Raw genomic sequence first — 21,156 nt, 5'->3', positions numbered from 1 at the left:
TGCCGAGGAGCCTGACGATGCCGCTCGTCGCGAACACGCCTGTCGAGAAGATGACCGGGCCCTACCCACGCCGCTGGTGGGCCCTGCTGGTCCTGTGTCTGAGCCTGCTGATCGTGGTCATGGCGAACACGTCGCTGATCGTGGCCGCGCCGGACATGACCCGGGACCTGGGGCTGTCCAGCAGCGATCTGCAATGGGTCATCGACGGCTACACCGTCCCGTACGCCGCGCTGATGCTCGTGCTCGGCGCGATCGGCGACAAGTACAGCCGCCGGGGCGCCCTGGTCCTGGGCCTGGTGATCTTCATCGGCGGCTCGGTGATGGGCGGCCTGGCCGACGGGACCAACCTGGTCATCGCCGCCCGCGCGATCATGGGGGTCGGCGCCGCCGTCGTCATGCCGGCCACGCTCTCACTGCTGGTCGCGATCTTCCCGAGGGCCGAGCGCGCCAAGGCGATAACCGCCTGGTCCGCGACCTCCGGTCTCGCCATAGCCGCGGGCCCGCTGGCCGCGGGCTGGCTGCTGGAGCACCACGCCTGGGGCTCGACGTTCCTGATGAACGTGCCCGTCGCCGTCCTCGGCGTGCTCGGCGCGCTGCTCCTCGTACCGCCGTCGAAGGCGGCGGGCATGGGCCGTATCGACTACATAGGCGGGCTGCTGTCGATCGTGTCGGTCGGCTCTCTGGTGTACGCGACCATCGAGGGCCCGCACTTCGGCTGGGGCGTCGGCCCGGTCAGCGCGGCCGTGGTCGCCGGCGCGGGCCTGCTGGCCTTCGTGGGCTGGGAGTTGAGGCATCCGAACCCGATGCTGAACGTCCGCAAGTTCAAGGAGCGCCCCTTCAGCGGCTCGATGATCGCGGTGCTGTTCTTCTTCTTCGGCACCTTCGGCTCGATCTACTACTCCACCCAGTTCCTGCAATTCGTCCTCGGCTACGACGCCCTGGAGACCGGCATCCGTCTGCTGCCGCTGGCCGGCGCGGTCTTCGTGGGCGCCGCGGTCACCGGCAGGCTGGCGCCGAGGCTGGGCGTGAAGCTGGTCGTGGGCACCGGAATGGTGATCGGCACGGCAGGCGTCCTCCTGCTCACGCAGATCGAGTCGGGCTCGACGTACACCGGCTTCCTGGCGCCCCTGCTGCTGCTCGGCCTCGCGATCGGCCTGAGCCTCGCCCCGGCCACCGACACCATCATGGGCTCCTTCCCGGAGGACGAGCTGGGCGTCGGCGGCGGTGCCAACGACACCGCGCTGGAACTCGGCGCCTCCCTGGGCATCGCGATCCTCGGCTCGCTCCTCGCCACGTCCTACAAGGACAGGCTGACGGAGCTGGCCGGCGGCCGGCTCCCGGCCGCGGCCATGGACACGGCCAAGGATTCGGTGGGCGGCGGTGTCGCGGTCGCCGAACAGGTCGCCCGGAACCCCCAGGGCGGTGTCGAGCAGGCCCAGACGCTGCTGGGGGCGGTGCACGAGTCCTTCGCCCACGCCATCGCCCACACCAGTCTCATCGGCGGCCTCATCATGGCCGCCGGAACCGTGATCGTCATCGCCGTCCTGCCCGGCCGCGGACACCACGCGGCGCGAGGCGGGGAGGAGAGGGCCGAGGCGCCCGAGGCCGCCGAGGCAACCGGGTCACGGACCGAGACCGTGGACGCCTGAGCCCCGGAGCCGAGCGCGGGGGTCCTTCGATCGCTGGGGCTTTCGATCGCCGGGGTGAACGGCGCGGTATCGCTGTTCAGTCGACCGGCGTGTCCGATGCCGTGGCCACCCCGTCCACGGCCACCCCGTCCGCGGCTACCTCGTCGACCACGAGCCGCGCGCGCTCCTCCGCCACCCCGGCCGCGATGAGCGTGGTGACGGCCACCCGGGTGCCGTCGTCCGCCAGGGCCCCGGAGTTGACCTCTTCCAGCAGCGCGACCGTCAGCGCCTCCAGACCGGCGCTCAGCACCGGGGCCGGCAGCTGGGAGTGGAACACACCGTCCCGCTGCCCCCGCTCCACGATGGCCGTGGCCCTGACCCGGGCGGGCGCCAGGATCCCGGCGACACGCTCCGCGCCGAGGTCCCGCCGGGCCAGTGCCAGAAGCATCCGGTACCGGTCGCCCACGGGCCAGAGCGACAACGAGAAGTGTGCGAGCGCCCGTTCGGCCGGCTCCGTACCCCTCGCGCCGACCGCCACGGCTGCCTGGAGCGCTTCCGCTGCCTCCTCGGCCAGCGCGTCCAGCAGCGCGGCCCGCCCGGGGAAGTGCCCGAAAAGGGTGCGCCGTACGACACCGGAGGCGCGGGCGATCTCCTCCAGGGTGACATCGGGGTTCCGCCCGAGTTCCTGGCGCGCGGTGGCCAGGATGCGTGCCCGGTTGGACCGTGCGTTGCTTCGCTGGGGTACACGGCCGGCGGGCTGGGACACGACGGGAACCTCGATGGTGTCAGGGCGGAGAACGGGCGTCGCCATTCTGGCACGCGGGCCCCGGCCGGTCCGTGGAGCGAATCCGGGAACGGCCGGCCCCGTGAACAGCGGCTCGGTGTCGGTGTCGCTGCCGCTGCCGCTGTCGGGGAACACACACCGCGTGCTGGAGACGTCAGGACTACGACGACGCGGGGACCCACCTCTGGTAGGCGCCGCCGTTGCTGGCCAGGGCGTAGACAGCGCCGGCCGCGTTGCCGTCCAGGACGAGCCCGCTCCTCTTGTTGAACAGCACGCTGCTGCCGTTACTGGCCGGCACCTCGGTCCAGATCTGGTTGGTGCTGCCGTAACAGGTGCTGGTGGAGATCAAGTTGCCGGTGGCGGTGAGACAGGCCCCGGTGGCCACGTTCTTGAGTTCACTCTTGCTGGTGGCCGTCCACCTCTGGTAGCTGTTCGAGCTGCTGCACGGGCGGGTGTACGCCTCTCCGTAGTAGTTGGAGTCCAGACACCGCCAGGTGGCCGACTGGACCAGCATGATTCCGGTCGCGGCGCTGGCCGTCGTGGGCGCCAGTCCGATACCCAGCACGCTGAGCCCGAGGGCGGCGGTGGCGAGGCGGGCGAAACGGGACACTCTGCTCTTCGTCATGGTGGGCTCTCTTTTCGTTGTGCACACGCAGCGAATGCGCAGACGCCGCGTCATACCTCGTGAACCCCGCGCGTCCGTCGAGGAGGAGCACGGCACGGGGGGAGGGATCGCCAGGCAGTGTGCGACGTATCCGCCGGTTGCTTGCCCGCTGTGTATCCGGTGGCAATAGTGCACTGGCTCTGACGCCAGATCAAGTCGCTTGTATTACAGGTGAGTTGTACTCATGCGTAACCGCGAACGGCCTCCGGCTCCCCCGCGGTACACGGGGGAGCCGGAGGCCGACGGCGGAGCCCGGTGGGCCGCTCAGCCGGCGTTCATGGCGTCGATCAGGCTCTTGGGGCGCATGTCCGTCCATGTCTCCTCGATGAAGTCGAGGCATGCCTGACGGTCGGCCTCCCCGAAGACCGGCTCCCACCCGTCCGGCACATCGACAAAGGTGGGCCAGAGCGAGAACTGGCCCTCCTCGTTCTTCAGCACGAGGTAGGTGGCGTCCTGGTCCTCAAAAGGGTTCGTCATCATTCAGTCCTATTCCATCACTCAGAGGTAGCAGTATCAGGCGTGCGGTATCAGGGCGTAGCGGAATCGGGGCGGCCGGCTCCGGGCCGTTCCTGCGAAAGCCAACCGGCAATCGCCCCCCACATCAGAGAGAGCATGGGAGGATCGGCCATTTCGTCATGCGAACAGGGCAGTCGGGACTCACTTATCCGGCCGGACGTATAGGGCTGCCACATGGCGCGGCCCCAACCGTCCTCAAGCTCGTCCGAAGAAATGAAGAGGAGATCACCGTGGAATCTGCGCGGATAATGCTGCACGTAGATACGGGTGTTGTTCGCGATGATCCTCGCCCTCACCTCGGCCTCCTCGTCCGAAATCTCACTGCGGAAGTAGTCCGGAAGTCCGGCGAGATCGTGGAGGGAAGGCGCCTCGTCGATCGTTTCCGATATCTCCGCATGCTCGTCGCCATCGGCGCCGGCCCGTTCCTGGATCGCCCGGCGGATGGTCTCCGCGGACTCCCGGCCGAGCTCGTCCGAGGCAAGTGCGCCGATCGGGGCGGGTGCGTAGCCTCCCATGATGATGAGTGCCACGTGCTCGCCGTCCTCTTGGAGCTGTACCGCCATCTCCTGAGCCACGCGGCCTCCCATCGACCACCCCAGCAGACGGTAGGGACCGGCGGGCTGCACGGCGCGCAGCTCCTTGACGTACTCCTCCGCCATCTCCCGGATGGATCCCGGCAGCTCCCCCGCGGCGTCGACATCCCGCGCCTGAAGGCCGTACAGGGGAATACCGGGAGTGACGAATCCGGCCAGCGGCGCGAAGCACCAGCTCAGCCCGGATCTCGGATGGACACAGAAGAGAGGCGGCAGGCTCCCGTGCGTTCTGATGGGAAGAAGTGTACGGAGTGATTCCTTCATCGCGGGAAGGCTGAGCCGATGCGCGAGTCCGGCGACGCTGGGCGCTTCCATCAGCATATGGAGGGAGACATCGACACCCATGGCCGAACGAATCCGGCTCACCAGCTTGACCGCCAGAAGTGAATGCCCGCCACGTTCGAAGAAGTTGTCGTCAACGCCGATGTGCGGCACATTCAGCTCTTCGGCGAAAATTCCGCACAGGACTTCCTCCTGGATCGAGGAAGGCTCCCGGCTCGGCACGGACCAGCTGTATTCCGGCGCCAGGAGTCCCCGTCGGTCCAGCTTCCCGTTCGCCGTCAGCGGCAGCGCGTCCAGCACCACCAGCGCGGACGGCACCATGTACTCCGGCAGCATCGCGCCGAGATGGGCGCGCAGGGCAGCCGGATCACACCCCGCGGTGTCGCTGTCACCGCTGGTGGTACCGGCGTCGGCCGTAACACCGTGGGGGACGAGATAGCCGACCAGGCGCTTGTCACCGGGTCGGTCCTCACGCACCGTCACCGCTGCCCGGGCCACGGACGGATGTGCGCTCAGCGCGGCCTCGACCTCACCCAGCTCGATCCGGAACCCACGGACCTTCACCTGGTCATCCGTACGCCCCAGATAGACGAGCTGACCCTCGGCGTTCCACCGGACGAGGTCGCCGGTACGGTACATCCGCTCGCCCGGAGTGAAGGGATTCGCGACGAACCGCTGTGCGGTCAAGCCGGGCCGGGCGTGATAGCCGCGGGCCAGCTGGGCGCCGGAGACATACAGCTCCCCCGCGACACCCACCGGCACCGGCCGCAGAGCCGTGTCCAGGACATGGACCCGGGTGTTCCACACCGGGCGGCCGATCGGCGCCGTACCCACGGGCCATGCCGACCGGTCCGCGGGCAGGGTATGGGCGGTGACCACATGGGTCTCGGACGGACCGTAGTGGTTGTGCAGCACCGTCCCGGCCGTCCCGCACAGATCACGGACCCGGTCACTCAGCACAAGGGCCTCACCGGCCTGCGAGACATGGCGCAGCCGAGGCAGCTCCGTGCCCCGCTCCGCCAGGGCCTCACCGAGCGCGTCCACCATCATCTGGGGGGCGTACAGCTCGGTGGCCTCCTGCTCCCGCAGCCATGTCACGAACGCTTCCGGGTCACGCCGGGTCTCCTCGTCCGGAATCACAAGAGTCTTGCCGTCCAGGAGAGTGGAAAGGATCTCCTGGGCCGAGACATCGAAGCTGATCGCGGTGAACTGGGCGACCCGCGAACCGGCCTCGGCGGGGATGGCGGAAGCGTGCCAGGACATCAGATTGACCAGCGCGCCACCTGACATCACCACACCCTTGGGACGCCCGGTCGAACCGGAGGTGTAGATCAGATACGCGGGGTGCTGCGGCAGCAGCGGACCGGTCCGCTCCTCGTCGCCGGGAGCGCCGGCCGGCAGTGCGCCTAGTTCGGCGACAACGCGCGGGTCGTCCAGCAGCAGTACGGGCCCGGCGGCCACGCGTCCGGCGGCCTCCGCGGTGGTCAGCGTCAGCGCGGGGACGGCATCGGCCAGCATGAAGGCGATCCGCTCGGCCGGGTACTCCGGATCGATCGGCAGATAGCCGGCGCCCGCCTTGAGGACGGCCAGCAGAGCGACGATCAGGTCCACCGAACGGGGTACGGCCAGCCCGACGATACGCTCGGGACCGATACCGCGACGGATCAGCAACCGGGCGAGCCGGTTCGCACGCGCGTCGAGCTGTGCGTACGTGACCTCAACGCCACCGAAGACCACCGCGACCGCGTCCGGCTGCCGCGCGGCCCGGTCCTCGAACAGCTCCGGCAGCGACGCCCCGGGCACCTCCTGGGCGGTGTCGTTCCACTCCGTCACCACCCGGTGCCGCTCCGCCGCCGACAACACCTCCACACCGCTGACCCGCTGGTGCGGCTCCCTGGTCACCGAATCCAGGACGCGGACGAAGCGTTCGGCCAGCGTCTCCACCGTTTCGCGGTCGAACAGGTCAAGGGCGTAATCTACACCGCCGAGCAGACCGGCCGGACGGTTACCCGTACCGGTGGTGGTGTCGGTGTCGGTGTCGGTGTCGGTGTCGGTGTCGGTGTCGGTGTCGGTGTGGAAGGTCTCGCTCAAAGCGAAGAACAGGTCGAATTTCGCCGCCGGTTCACCGGTGGACACGGGTTCGGTGTGAATGCCGGGCAGGTCCAGTACGGCCTGGGCGTTGTTCTGCAAGGCAAGCATGACCTGGAAGAGCGGATGGCGCGCCATCGACCGGGCCGGCGCCAGATCCTCCACCAGCCGCTCGAACGGCACATCCTGATGCGCGAACACCCCCAGACCATTGTCACGGACCCGCTCCAACAGACCGACGAAGGTCGGATCACCCGACAGATCCGTACGCATCACCAAAGTGTTGACGAAGAACCCAACCAGATCGTCCAACGCCTCATCCGTACGACCGGCCACCGGCGTACCCACCGGAATGTCGCTGCCCGCACCCACCCGCGACAACAGCACCGCCAAAGCCGCCTGAAGCACCATGAACACCGTCACACCCCGCGCCCGGGCCAACTCCGCCACCCGCGCATGCACGGCCGCCGGCACACGGATCTCAACCCGACCACCCCGATGCGAAGCCACCGCCGGCCGCAACCGGTCAAACGGCAGCACCAACTCCTCCGGAACCCCCTCCAACGCCTTCCGCCAATACCCCAACTGCTCATTCAGCAGACTGCCCGGGTCACTCTCCTCACCCAGCAGCTCGCGCTGCCACACCGTGTAATCCGCATACTGCACCCCCAACGGCACCCACCCGGGAACCCGCCCCGCAGCACGGGCCGCGTACGCCACAGACACATCCCGCGCCAACGGCCCCATCGACCACCCATCACCGGCGATGTGGTGCACCACCATCACCAACACACACTCACCCGCACCCACAACCCGCACCAACCACACCCGCAACGGCACCTCAACCGCCAGATCAAACACCTCCCCCGCAAGCCCAGCAACCACACCGGCCAGACCCTCCTGCCCCACCTCCACCACCGGCAGATCAAAAGAGAAGGACGGAGCAAGGACCCGCTGACGCGGCCTGCCCTCATCGGCAGCGAAGACCGTCCGCAGCACCTCGTGCCGCCCCACCACATCACCCAACGCCAACCGCAACGCCTCAACATCCAGATCACCACGCAACCGCAGCGCCACAGGAATGTTGTAAGTAGCAGACGGCCCCTCCAACTCGCCCAAGAACCACAACCGCTGCTGCGCGAACGACAGCGGCACCGAATCGGGCCGTGCCATCGCCACCAGCGCGGGACGTACCGCCCCCGAATCAGTCAGCCGCCGCGCGAGTCCGGCCACGGTCGGCGCCTCGAACAGCGCCCGCATCGCGACCTCCACCCCCAGAGTCGTCCGGATCCTGTTGGTCAGCTGCACCGCGAGCAGTGAATGGCCGCCCAGCTCGAAGAAGTTGTCCTCCACACCGACCGAGGGCAGCCCCAGCACCTCCGCGAACACGGCGCACAGAATCTCCTCCTGCACCGTCGACGGCCCCCGCCCACCACCCGTCGACTCATACTCCGGAGCAGGCAGAGCCCGGCGGTCCAGCTTGCCGTTCACCGTCAACGGCAGCACATCCAGCACCACCAGCGCGGACGGCACCATGTACTCCGGCAACATCGCGCCCAGGTGCGCACGCAGGACAGCCATATCCACACCACCCACATGACCGGCGGTCGGAACGAGATAGCCGACCAGCCGCTTGTCCCCCGGATGGTCCTCACGTACCACCACCACCGACTGCGCCACCGACGCATGCGCGGTCAGTACGGTCTCGATCTCACCCAGCTCGATACGGAAACCCCGGACCTTGACCTGGTCATCCGTACGCCCCAGGAAGTCCAGAACACCGTCCGGTCTCCATTTCGCCAGGTCGCCGGTACGGTACATCCGCTCGCCCCGGGTGAAGGGGTTCGCCACGAACCGCTGCGCGGTCAGCCCAGGCCGGCCCAGATAGCCACGGGCCAGGCTCGCACCGGCGATGTACAACTCGCCCGCGACACCCACCGGCACCGGACGCAACGCCGCATCCAGCACATACACCCGCGTGTTGGCGATGGGCGTGCCGATGTGCGGGGTGTTGTGCTCATCGGCTGCCAGAGAACCGGTGGTCGTGGCGCAGACGGTGGACTCCGTCGGACCGTACGCGTTGACGAGACGCCGCCCCTCGGCCCAACGCGCAGCCAAGCCCTGGCTCAGGGCTTCTCCGGCGGTGATGAGGGTCGTGATCGACGGCAGACTGTCCGGCTCCAGGAGAGCCAGCGCGGCAGGGGGCAGGGTGGCATGGGTGACCGACCGCTCCGCGACCAGACCGACAAGCGCCTGGCCCGGCAGCAGATCGTCCGATGCGGCCATCACGAGGCACGCCCCGTTGCACAGAGCCATCACCACCTCCCACAGCGCCGCATCAAAGCTCGCGGAAGCGAACTGCAACACCCGGCTCCCCACCCCAATCCCGAACTCCGCCGCCTGCACAACGGCCAAACTCGGCAATCCCTCATGCGTCACCGCCACACCCTTGGGCCGCCCCGTCGAGCCAGAGGTGTAGATGACATAGGCGGGATGCGCGGGCAGCAGAGCGCTTCGGCGCTCGCCGTCGGTGGGATCGGTGTCCGGGAGGCCCTCAAGCACCGTGGCGATACGGGGGTCGTCGACGGCCACGTACGGCAGTTCTCCACTGCCGAGGCCGGAAGCCGCCAGGTCCGCGCTGGTGAGCGCCAGTAGAGGCCGGGCATCAGCGAGGACGTAGGCGATCCGCTCGGGCGGGTAGTCCGGGTCCATGGGCAGGTAGGCGCCACCGGCCTTGGTCACCGCGAGGAGGGCGACGACGAGATCGACGGAGCGGTGCATCATCACCGCGACCAGCGACTCGGGACCCACTCCACGATCGATCAGCAGCCGGGCAAGGCGATTGGCGCGAGCGTTGAGTTCCGCATAGCCCACCTCCACGTCCTCGAAAACAACAGCGGTCGCGTCAGGGGTACGAGCGGCCTGTGCCTGGAACAACTCCGGCAGCGTCACAGCCGGCACAACGCGGGCCGTGTCGTTCCACTCGGCCAGGACACGGTGCCGTTCGGCGGGATCGAGGACGTCGACCGTGCTGATCCGCTGGTCCGGTGCCGATTCCAGGGCGGTGACGACACCTTCGGCGGCGGTGTGGACCATGGCGCACAGTGACGCGCCCGAGATCGGTGCGGCGGCCTGCACGGTGAGGATGAAGCCGTCACCGGTGTCGTCGACGTTCAGCCCGATCGGATAGTTCGACCGCTCCTGGGAGTACAGCATCGCGACGCCGTCCAGGCGGTTGTCCGCCCCCGGCGCGGCGTTCCTGGAGTGCCGGTAGTTGAACAGGGAGGTGAACAGCGGGGTGTCCGCCTTGATGCCGCTGGCCTGCCGGGCCAGCTTCAAGGGGGCGTGTTCATGGGCGAGCAGGTCCGCCAGCTGGTTCTGCACCGACCGGACGGTGTCCAGCACCCGCGCGCCCTGCGTCCGTACCCGTACCGGAAGGGAGTTGATGAACAGACCCAGAACGCGGTCCGCGCCGCTTCCCGCCGCCATGCGGCCGAACAGGACCGTACCGAAGACGACATCGTCCCGGCCCGCGGTGGCGACCAGAACCCGCGCCCACACCACGTGCAGGACCGTGGCCGGGCTCACGCCCAGCCGACGTGACTGGTCCCGCAGCCGCCGCGCGAGTTCCGTATCCATCACACGACGGGCCTCCGCCACACCGGTGCCGTCGCCGCGGACGTCGAGCAGGCCGAACGGCGCGGTCGGCTCGGTCACGTCCCCCAGCAGGGTGGAGAAGTACGTGTGGTGTTCCTCCGGCGCGACCCGCAGACGGGCCTGGGCAACGAAGTCACGGAACGGCAGCGGCGCGGGCAGAGTGCCCTCGCGGCCCTCGGTGAACGTGCGCACCTCCGCCAGCAGCACATCCAGGGTGGTGTGGTCCGCGATCAGGTGATGGGCCTGGACGAGCGCGAGCCACTGGCCGTTCACCGGCTCGGCCGCCGTGTACACGCGGAGCAGCGGCCCCCGGCGGATGTCCATCGTTCCGGGGCACGCGGCCAGCATCCGGCCGATCGCCTCGTCGTCGGGCCCCTCAGGCAGGGCGACGCTCTCCACCGGGATCACGGCACGGCGCAGGACGACCTGGACCGGTTCGGGAAGTCCTTCCCACAGGACGGCGGTCCGCAGGATGTCATGCCGGCCGGCGACCTTCTGAAGGGCCGCCACGAACCCGTCGAGCCGCTGCCGGGAGTCGAACCCCAGCAGCACCGGCAGCACGTACACATCGGTCCCGTCACCCGAGTGACCCATCAGGTGGTGGAAGAGGATCCCCTCCTGCAACGGAGCCAGCGGATACACATCCGCCACATTGCCCGCTCCGCCGGGCACCCGGGCCACCAGCCGGTCGATCTCCTCGCGGGTCAGATCCACCAGGGGAAGCATGTCGGGAGAGATAGCCAGGGCGTTGTCCGGGATGCGGTTCTCCGGCACCGCCACCTCGGCCCGGCCGTCCGACGCGGCCAGTCCGGCAGCCGTCGGCGCCGCGAACAACGACCGCACATCCACCGATATCCCCCGGGCGCGCAGCAGCTCCACCACCCGTACCGCGAGCAGTGAATGGCCGCCCAGCTCAAAGAAGTTGTCCTCCACACCGACCGCGGGCAGCCCCAGGACCTCCGCGAACACGGCGCACAGGATCTCCTCCTGCACCGTCGACGGCCCCCGCCCACCACCCGTCGCCTCATACTCCGGAGCAGGCAGTGCCTTTCGGTCCAGCTTGCCGTTCACCGTCAACGGCAGTGCGTCCAACACCACCAGTACGGACGGCACCATGTACTCCGGCAGCATCGCGCCGAGGTGCGCGCGCAGGACAGCCGTATCCACACCACCAGGGTGACCAGCGGTCAGGACGAAGTAGCCGACCAGCCGCTTGTCCCCGGGACGGTCCTCGCGCACCACCACCACCGACTGCGCCACCGACGCATGCGCGGTCAGCGCGGCCTCGACCTCACCCAGCTCGATCCGGAAACCCCGGACCTTCACCTGGTCATCCGTACGCCCCAGGTATGCGAGCCGACCGTCGGCCTGCCACCGGGCCAGGTCGCCGGTACGGTACATCCGCTCGCCCGGGGTGAAGGGGTTCGCCACGAACCGCTGCGCGGTCAAGCCAGGCCGGCCCAGATAGCCACGGGCCAGGCCCGCACCGGCGATGTACAACTCCCCCGCGACACCCACCGGCACCGGACGCAACGCCGCATCCAGCACATACACCCGCGTGTTCGGTACGGGTGTGCCGATGTGCGGGGTGTTGTGTTCGTCGGCGCACAGAGGACCGGTAGCGGTGGCGCAGACGGTGGACTCCGTCGGACCGTACGCGTTGACGAGACGCCGCCCCTCGGCCCAACGCGCAGCCAAGCCCTGGCTGAGGGCCTCGCCGCCGGTGATGAGGGTCGTGATCGACGGCAGACTGTCCGGCTCCAGGAGAGCCAGCGCGGCGGGAGGTACGAGCGCGTGGGTGACCGACCGTTCCGCTACGAGGCCGACGAGCGCCCGGCCCGGCAGCACGTCGTGCGATGCGGCCGTCACGAGGCACGCCCCGTTGCACAGAGCCATCACCACCTCCCACACCGCCGCGTCAAAGCTCGCGGAAGCGAACTGCAACACCCGGCTCCCCACCCCGATCCCGAACTCCGCCGCCTGCACAACGGCCAAACTCGGCAATCCCTGATGCGTCACGGCCACACCCTTGGGCCGCCCCGTCGAGCCAGAGGTGTAGATGACATAGGCGGGATGCGCGGGCAGCAGGGCGGTACGGCGCTCTGCGTCGGCGGGGTCAGTGTCCGGGAGGCTCTCCAGCGCGGCGGCCGTCCGGGGTTCGTCCACGGCCACGTACGGCGGATGGCTGCCGCCAAGACGGGAGCCCAGATCCGCGCTGGTGAGCACCAGAAGGGGTTGGGCGTCGGTAAGGACATACGCGATCCGCTCGGCGGGATAGTCCGGGTCCACGGGGACATACGCGCCACCGGCCTTTACCACCGCGAGAAGAGCGACGACGAGATCGACGGAGCGGTGCATCATCACCGCGACCAACGACTCGGGACCCACTCCACGATCGATCAGCAGCCGGGCAAGGCGATTGGCACGAACGTTGAGGTTGGCGTACGTCACCTCCACGTCCTCGAAAACAACAGCGGTCGCGTCAGGGGTACGAACGGCCTGCGCCTCGAACAGCTCCGGCAGCGTCACAGCCGGCACATCCCGGGCAGTGTCATTCCACTCGACCAGGACACGGTGCCGCTCCGCCGGGTCCAGTACCTCGATGGCGCTGATGTGCTGGTGCGGGTCGACGGTGACGGTGTCCAGGACGCGGACGAAACGCTCGGCCAGTGCCTCCACCGTTTCGCGGTCGAACAGGTCAAGGGCGTAATCGACACCGCCGAGCAGGCCGGCCGGACGATTGCCCGTACCGATGCCGGTGTCGGTCTCGGTCTCGGTCTCGGTGTGGAAGGTCTCGCTCAGATTGAAGGACAGGTCGAACTTGGCCACCGGCTCGCCAGCGGGCAACAGTGTGGCGTCGATACCCGGCAGGTTCAGTACGGCCTGGGCGTTGTTCTGCAAGGCAAGCATGACCTGGAAGAGCGGATGGCGCGCCATCGACCGGGCCGGAGCCAGATCCTCCACCAGCCGCTCGAACGGCACATCCTGATGCGCGAACGCCCCCAGACCATTGTCACGGACCCGCTCCAACAGACCAACAAACGACGGGTCACCCGACAGATCCGTACGCATCACCAGGGTATTGACGAAGAACCCGACCAGATCGTCCAACGCCTCATCCGTACGACCGGCCACCGGCGTACCCACCGGAATATCACTGCCCGCACCCACCCGCGACAGCAACACCGCCAAAGCCGCCTGAACCACCATGAACACCGTCACACCCCGCGCCCGGGCCAACTCCGCCACCCGCGCATGCACCACAGCCGGCACACGGATCTCGACCCGACCACCCCGATGCGAAGCCACCGCCGGCCGCAACCGGTCGAACGGCAGCACCAGCTCCTCCGGAACCCCCTCCAATGCCTTCCGCCAGTAACCCAACTGCTCATTCAGCAGACTGCCCGGGTCACTCTCCTCACCCAGCAGCTCGCGCTGCCACACCGTGTAATCCGCGTACTGCACCCCCAACGGCACCCACCCGGGAACCCGCCCCGCAGCACGGGCCGTATACGCCACCGACACATCCCGCGCCAACGGCCCCATCGACCACCCATCACCGGCGATGTGGTGCACCACCATCACCAGCACACACTCACCCGACCCCATAACCCGCACCAACCACGCCCGCAACGGCACCTCAACCGCCAGATCAAACGCCTCCCCCGCAAGCCCGGCAACCACCCCAGCCAGACCCTCCTGCCCCACCTCCACCACCGGCAGATCAAAAGAGAAGGACGGAGAGGACGGAAGGATCTGCTGACGCGGCCTGCCCCCATCCACCGGGAACACCGTCCGCAGCACCTCATGCCGCCCCACCACATCACCCAACGCCAACCGCAACGCCTCAACATCCAGATCACCACGCAACCGCAGCGCCACAGGAATGTTGTAAGTCGCAGACGGCCCCTCCAACTCCCCCAAGAACCATAGCCGCCGCTGCGCGAACGACAACGGCACCGGCTCCGACTCCGACTCCGTCCGCTCCGCCCGTACCAGCGGTTGCCGCCGCGCGCCGGAGGCCGTCAACCGGCCCGCCAGAGCAGCCGGAGTGGGCGCCTCGAACAGCGCCCGGATCGGCACCTCCGCTCCAAGAACCGACCGGATACGGCTCACCAACCGGGTCGCCAGCAGCGAGTGGCCGCCCAGCTCGAAAAAGTTGTCCTCCACACCGACCGTCGGCACACTGAGCACCTCGGCGAACACGGTGCAAAGGATCTCCTCCTGCACCGTGGCGGGCCCCCGACCGCCACCGGCCGTCCGGTATTCCGGAGCGGGCAGGGCACCACGGTCCAGCTTGCCGTTCACCGTCAACGGCAGCGCGTCCAGCACCACCAGCGCGGACGGCACCATGTACTCCGGCAGCACGCCCTGCAACCGTCTTCGCACTACGGCGATGTCCACACTCTCCGGGCCGCTCGCCGCGACGAGGTAGCCGACCAGCCGCTTGTCGCCCGGATGGTCCTCACGTACCACCACCGCCGACTGGGCCACGTACGGGAGCCCGGTCAGTGCGGCCTCGATCTCACCCAGCTCGATCCGGAACCCACGGACCTTCACCTGGTCATCCGTACGCCCCAGGTATGCGAGCTGACCGTCGGCGCTCCACCGCGCCAGGTCGCCGGTACGGTACATCCGCTCACCCGAGGCGAACGGACTGGCCACAAACCGCTGCGCCGTCAACCCCGGCCGATCGAAATACCCCCGAGCCAACTGCACACCCGCCAAGTACAGCTCACCCGCCACCCCGGGCGGCACCGGGCGCAACGCCGCGTCCAGCACATAGACCTGGGTGTTCCGCACCGGGCGTCCGATGGGCACACCACCCGGCGTGTCCGGGTCCTCGGGGCGGACCACGAAGGTGACACACCCGACGGCCGCCTCGGTCGGACCGTACTCATTCGTGATCAGAACGTCGTGGTGTGCGGACCGCCACCGTGTGAGCTGCTCGCCCGCGAGGCTCTCGCCGCCGACGACGAGGTCTCCCTGTCCGAAGGAGGTTCCGGCGGGCCCTTCGGACAGCAGTCCCAGGTGACTAGGCGTCACCTTTAGGAAGGTGGGCTCCAGTTCGGCGGGGAGTCCATGCGAGATATCCGCGATGTGCAGGGCACCGCCCGAGATCAGCGTGCCGTACAGCGGGGTGACGGTCAGGTCGAACGCCGCCGACGAGTGCAGTACGGTCCGGCCGCTCAGCCCGGGATACGCGCCGCGTGCCCAGGTGAGGTAGTACGACACTGCGGCATGGCTCACCACTACGCCCTTGGGGCGTCCCGTGGAGCCGGAGGTGTAGATCACGTAGGCGGGGTGGGCGGGCAGGAGTGCCGCTCCCCGCTCGTGGTCCGTGAGGTTATCCCCGGCCATGGTGGACAGGGCCGCCGCGGTGTCCGGGGCATCCGTCACCACGCGTGTCACACCGTCATCCACCGGGTCCGTCATGGCCCGGTGTGTCATGGCCCGGTGTGTCACCAGCAGGGTGGTCCGGGCGTCGTTGAGCGTGTAGGTGATGCGGTCGGCGGGGTAATCCGGGTCGATCGGGACGTACGCGGCTCCGGTCTTGACCACGGCCAGGAGGGCGACGACGAGGTCGGTGGAGCGGTCCATCAGCACCGCCACACGCTCTTCCGGCCTGGCTCCTCCGCCGACGAGGTGGCGGGCCAGCCGGTTGGCCCGGGCGTTCAACTCCGCGTAGGTCACCTCGGTGCCGTCGAAGACCACGGCGGTCGCGTCGGGGGTGCGGGTGACCTGGGCTTCGAACAGCTCGGCCAGTGTGGCCGGCGGAGCCTCGTGGGTGGTGTCGTTCCACCCGGAGAGGATCCGCTCCCGCTCCGCGGCGTCGAGGAGATCGACGCGGCCGATCGGCACCGACGGATCCGTGGTCACGGCCTCCAGGACCGTACGGAAGCGCCGTGCGATCGCCTCGGCACTCGCGGCATCGAACAGGTCGGTGGCGTAGGTGACCAGTCCGGTCAGGCCCGCCGGGGTGCCGTCGTCGGTGATCTGTTCGGCGATCTGGAAGTCCAGGTCGAACTTGGCGGGAAGGGCCGCGACAGGCAGCACCTCGATGTTCAGCCCTGGGAGGTCGAGATGCGCTTCGGCGGTGTTCTGGAGGGTGAGCATGACCTGGAACAGCGGATGGCGGGCCATGGACCGGGCCGGGGCCAGATCCTCCACCAGCCGCTCGAACGGCACATCCTGGTGTGTGTAGGCGCCGAGGTCCGCTTCCCTTGTTCTGGCCAGCAGTTGCTCGAACGTCGGATCGCCGGACAGGTCCGAGCGCAGGACGAGGGTGTTGACGAACAGCCCCACCAGATCGTCCAGCGCCTCATCGGTACGGCCGGCGATCGGGGTGCCGACCGGAATGTCGTCTCCGGCCCCCAGCCGGTGCAGCAGGACGGCCAGGGCCGCCTGTACCACCATGAACACCGTCACGCCCTGCACCCGGGCCAGCTCCACCAGCTCCTGGTGCAGCCGCGCGTCAATGGTCAGCTCGACACTGCCACCCCGATGGGAGACGACCGGGGGACGCGACCGGTCGAACGGCAGCGCCAGCTCCTCCGGCAGGCCGGCCAGTGCCCGGCGCCAGTAGGCCAGTTGCCCGGTCAGGAGGCTGTCGGGGTCGGTCTCGTCCCCCAGCAGCTCGCGCTGCCAGAGGCTGTAGTCGGCGTACTGCACCGGCAACGGCGAACGCTCCAGTGCTCGGCCGGTCGACCGGGCCGTGTACGCGGCCGACAGATCCCGTGTCAGCGGGGCCAGGGACCACCCGTCGCCCGCGATGTGATGCACCACGATCATCAGGACATGGCTGTCGGGACCGGTCGTGAACAGCCTTGCCCGCAGCGGGAGTTCGTTGGCGAGATCGAAGTGGTGACCCGCGATCCCGGTGAGCGCGGCCTCCAGATCAGCCGCCCGTTCGACCACGAGGGGGACCGGAATGTCCGCCGCCGGCAGGATCCGCTGGTGCGGCTGCCCGTCCACCGTCGCGAACACGGTGCGCAGAACCTCGTGCCGGCCGATCACATCGCGCAGGGCGGCCGTCAGCGCGTCGATGTCCAGCGCCCCGGTCAGTCGCAGGGTGAGGGGCATGTTGTAGGTGGCCGACGGGCCTTCCAGCTCGCCCAGGAACCACAGCCGCTGCTGCGCGAACGACAGCGGCACCGGCTCCGACGCCGCCCGCTCCGCCCGTACGAGCGGTTTCCGCCGCGCGCCGGAGACCGTCAACCGGTCCGCCAGGGCAGCCGGGGTGGGCGCCTCGAACAGCGCCCGGATCGGCACCTCGGACCCGAAAGCCGACCGGATACGGCTCACGAGCCGGGTCGCCAGCAGTGAGTGGCCGCCCAGCTCGAAGAAGTTGTCCTCCACACCGACCGAGGGCAGCCCCAGCACCTCCGCGAACACAGCGCAAAGGATCTCCTCCTGCACCGACGACGGACCCCGCCCACCACCGGTCGCCTCATACTCCGGAGCAGGCAACGCCTTACGATCCAGCTTGCCGTTCACCGTCAACGGCAGCACGTCCAGCACCACCAGCGCCGACGGCACCATGTACTCGGGCAGCATCGCGCCGAGGTGCGCACCCAGGACAGCGGTATCCACACCACCCACACGACCGGACGCGGGAACGAGATAGCCGACCAACCGCTTGTCGCCCGGGTGGTCCTCACGTACCACCACCACCGACTGAGCCACCGACGCATGCGCGGTCAGTACGGCCTCGACCTCACCCAGCTCGATCCGGAACCCCCGGACCTTCACTTGATCGTCCGTACGCCCCAGATACTCCAACTGACCGTCCGCGCTCCAACGCGCCAGGTCACCCGTACGGTACATCCGCTCACCCAAGGCGAACGGGCTGGCCACAAACCGCTGCGCCGTCAACCCCGGCCGATCGAGATACCCACGAGCCAACTGCACACCCGCCAAGTACAACTCCCCCGCCACCCCGGGCGGCACCGGACACAACGCCGCGTCCAGCACATAGACCTGGGTGTTCCACACCGGGCGACCGATGGGGACACTGCTCCTGCTCGTGTCGCCGTCACATGTCCACGCGGTGACCTCGACCGATGCCTCGGTGGGACCGTAGAGATTGTGCAGCGGAACGTCCAGAACGTTGCGGAACTGTCCGGCGACATCGCTGGGGAGCGCCTCGCCGCTACAGAACACAGCGCGCAGGTCGGTACAGGCCGTGGCGGCCGGTTCGCGAAGGAAGACCTGGAGCAGGGACGGGACGAAGTGCGCGATCGTGACCCGTTCGCGTTGGATCAACTCGGCGAGGTACGCGGGGTCGCGGTGGCCCGAAGGCTTGGCGACCACCAATGTCGCGCCCTGGAGCAGCGGCCAGAAGAACTCCCGTACCGACACGTCGAAGCCGAAGGGCGTCTTCTGCAACACCCGGTCCGAGGCGGTCAGGTTGTAGGTGCCCTGCAACCAGGTCAGCCAGTTGACGACACCCGCGTGCGGTACGGCCACACCCTTGGGCCGCCCGGTCGAGCCGGAGGTGTAGATGACATAGGCGGGATGGGCGGGCAGCAGGGCGGAGTCGGTGGGGTCAGTGTGCGAGAGGCTCGCCAGCGCGGCGGCCGTCCGGGGGTCGTCGACGGCCACGTACGGCGCGTGGCTGCCGCCAAGACGGGGGGCCAGATCCGCGCTGGTGAGCACCAGAAGGGGTTGGGCGTCGGTAATGACATACGCGATCCGCTCGGCGGGATAGTCCGGGTCCACGGGGACATACGCGCCACCGGCCTTCACCACCGCGAGCAGAGCGACCACCAGATCGACGGAGCGATGCATCATCACCGCGACCAGCGACTCGGGACCCACTCCACGCCCGATCAGCAGCCGGGCAAGGCGATTGGCACGAACGTTGAGGTCGGCGTACGTCACCTCGGTGCCGGCGCAGACCACCGCCGTCGCGTCGGGGGTACGGGCGGCCTGGGCCCGGAACAGCTCCGGCAGCGTCGCCGCGGGCACGTCGCGGGCGGTGTCGTTCCATTCCTGGAGAACCAGACGTTGTTCGGAGCGGCTCATCAATGTGATCCGGTGGATGTGTTCCGCCGCGGCGGAACGCGCCATCCAGGTCATCACATCAAGGAATTTCGCAGCATGCTCATGCGCTGCTTCCGGGCTGTAGAGATCCGGGTTGGCATCGACAACCACGGATATGCTTCCGTCGGATGACCTGTCGTACACGGAGATCGACAGGTCATTGAAGTTTATGCCACCGAGTCCGTGCGCACTGCTGGGGGCGTCTCCAAATCGCAGGTCGTAGTCAAAGGAGACGATATTGACCAGCAGCGGATAAAGTCCGCCGCCTCCGACGAGCTTCAGATCCCTGAGAATGTCCTCGTAGCGGTATCGCTGATGCCGCAAGGCATCTCTCACGCCACGGGACACCTGCTTCACCAGGTCCCGCACGTTGGCCTTCGGCTGCACGGCGAGGCGCAGAGGAACGATATTCGCCGTCATTCCCGGGATATCCCGCAGTGCGGTCGCTCTCCCCATGACAGGAACACCGAGAATGATGTCCTCTTGCCCCGTCGCCCGATGCAGATAGGCGGCGCTCGCGGCTATGGCCAGACCGGAGAGACTTGTTCCCAGCCGACGTGCGGACTTTCTGAGTTCCGCGGCGGCGTCGGGAGGAATATGGAGCGCACGACGTGTCAGCTCATGGCACGTGGCGGAGGGCTCCCGGCCGCTCAGGCTGACCGCCTGAGGGTGACCGGAAAGACGTTCCGTCCAGTACTCCCGGTCCCGCACGAATTCTGCGGACGTCCGATAATCGGCGTCGGCGTCCATCAGTGCGGAACTGGAGGGAATCAGACAGTCCGCGGGAGCTTCGCCGGCCAAGAGCGACGTGTAGACCGCGGCGACTCGGGCGGCTATCAGGGATCCCGCGAGTCCGTCCGCGGCGATGTGGTGCATTCGTTGGTACCAGAGGAAGCGGTCTTCGTCCAACGTGATGAGAGCCTGGGTGAACAGGTCACCGCTCCGGAGATCCACGGGACGCAGCATGTCCGCCCGCATCCAGCTTTCCGCGCGGGAACGGGGATCGCCCTCACCGCTCATGTCGATCACATGAACCGGCCAATCGTTCCGCAGGTCGAAATACTGCTGCGGGATTTCCCCTGCGGCCGCCTCGAAGCGTATACCGAAACAGTCGACCTCTTCGAAGACCCTTCGGATGGCTGCTTCAAATAATGCGGTGTTGACCTTTCCGTGAATCTCTATGTATTCACCCATGTTGTAGATGGGATTTTCCGGATCCAGTTGCTGCGCATGCCATACGCCAAGCTGCCCGGCCATCAATTCACGACGGCCACCACGGGATCCAGACATCTCCACACCTCGGTCAATGCTCGCGCCCCATGCCAGGAGCCACCGATTAAGAAATTAAGCAACAATGTTGATCAGCGGAACCCTCTCAAGCGGAACCGGACACTGTCAACATCCTCGGCAAAGTAGGCATTTAGAGGGTGTTTGATGTTTATTTGCGAAGACCGTTTACCGTTCTGTCATATCCGCCGTCAGTACCGACAAGCCGAAACACCTGGAATATCCGCACTGATGGCAATTTTTCACCCTACGCACAGACCCGCTTGGGTGCGCTCGCACCCGGCCGGGCACGGAAGTGGACCTCGTGCCCGGCGTCATCCGTGAAGACGGCCGCACTCTCGGACGTCACCGTCATCGTGCCCCGCTGAGTGGGGTTGCCCCATCCAGCGGGCGGGTTCCCAGAACCGTCGGAAAGCGGAGTAACCGCTTCGAAGTACGTCGAACCGACCAGTGCCTCGTCGATTCCGCAATGCGTATAGAGGTCAAAGGGAATCGCCCGGGCGTCCGGTGTCGCCCGGCCGGTCCCGCCTGCCCCTTCGGCCGTGGCACAGCCCGTGAGTACCGCAGCGCCCAGCGCGGCAGCGACGACGACATGTCCAATTCTCCCAGTCA

Annotated in this window: 5 protein-coding genes; 1 reads left to right on the top strand and 4 read right to left on the bottom strand. The window is 68.1% G+C overall.

Going from position 1 to position 21,156, the window contains the following annotated elements:
• Positions 1-17 precede the first annotated feature (17 nt).
• A complete protein-coding gene (locus DVK44_RS32225) occupies positions 18-1,649 on the top strand; it encodes an MFS transporter (RefSeq protein ID WP_114664149.1) in 1,632 nt (543 codons plus the stop codon).
• 76 nt (positions 1,650-1,725) lie between these two features.
• Here DVK44_RS32225 and DVK44_RS32220 read toward each other — a convergent pair whose 3' ends face one another.
• The 4 genes from DVK44_RS32220 to DVK44_RS32205 all read right to left on the bottom strand — a co-directional run bounded on the left by DVK44_RS32220 (position 1,726) and on the right by DVK44_RS32205 (position 20,547).
• Positions 1,726-2,439: a TetR/AcrR family transcriptional regulator gene (locus DVK44_RS32220; protein WP_114665579.1), complete on the bottom strand. Its 714-nt coding sequence runs from the start codon at positions 2,437-2,439 to the stop codon at positions 1,726-1,728.
• A 133-nt stretch (positions 2,440-2,572) separates the two neighbouring features.
• Positions 2,573-3,037, bottom strand: a complete 465-nt coding sequence (locus DVK44_RS32215; protein ID WP_162794170.1) for an RICIN domain-containing protein — start codon at positions 3,035-3,037, stop codon at positions 2,573-2,575.
• Positions 3,038-3,340: 303 nt separating this feature from the next.
• Entirely contained in the window at positions 3,341-3,553 is a 213-nt protein-coding gene (locus DVK44_RS32210; protein ID WP_114665578.1) for an MbtH family protein, read from the bottom strand.
• Between the two features lie 50 nt (positions 3,554-3,603).
• Positions 3,604-20,547 carry a non-ribosomal peptide synthetase gene (locus DVK44_RS32205; protein WP_114664147.1) on the bottom strand — a complete coding sequence of 5,648 codons (16,944 nt, stop codon included), beginning with the start codon at positions 20,545-20,547 and terminating at the stop codon, positions 3,604-3,606.
• Positions 20,548-21,156 lie beyond the last annotated feature (609 nt).

Source organism: Streptomyces paludis, assembly GCF_003344965.1.
Taxonomy (GTDB): Bacteria; Actinomycetota; Actinomycetes; order Streptomycetales; family Streptomycetaceae; genus Streptomyces; species Streptomyces paludis.
The sequence above is the reverse complement of the archived record's forward strand: the minus strand, read 5'-3'. Positions and strand labels throughout refer to the sequence as shown.

What these genes read in the sequence shown, in the direction of transcription:
- DVK44_RS32225 (WP_114664149.1), top strand. Translation starts at nt 18, where the DNA reads ATGCCGCTCGTCGCGAACACGCCTGTCGAGAAGATGACCGGGCCCTAC.
- DVK44_RS32220 (WP_114665579.1), bottom strand. Translation starts at nt 2,439, where the DNA reads ATGGCGACGCCCGTTCTCCGCCCTGACACCATCGAGGTTCCCGTCGTG.
- DVK44_RS32215 (WP_162794170.1), bottom strand. Translation starts at nt 3,037, where the DNA reads ATGACGAAGAGCAGAGTGTCCCGTTTCGCCCGCCTCGCCACCGCCGCC.
- DVK44_RS32210 (WP_114665578.1), bottom strand. Translation starts at nt 3,553, where the DNA reads ATGACGAACCCTTTTGAGGACCAGGACGCCACCTACCTCGTGCTGAAG.
- DVK44_RS32205 (WP_114664147.1), bottom strand. Translation starts at nt 20,547, where the DNA reads ATGTCTGGATCCCGTGGTGGCCGTCGTGAATTGATGGCCGGGCAGCTT.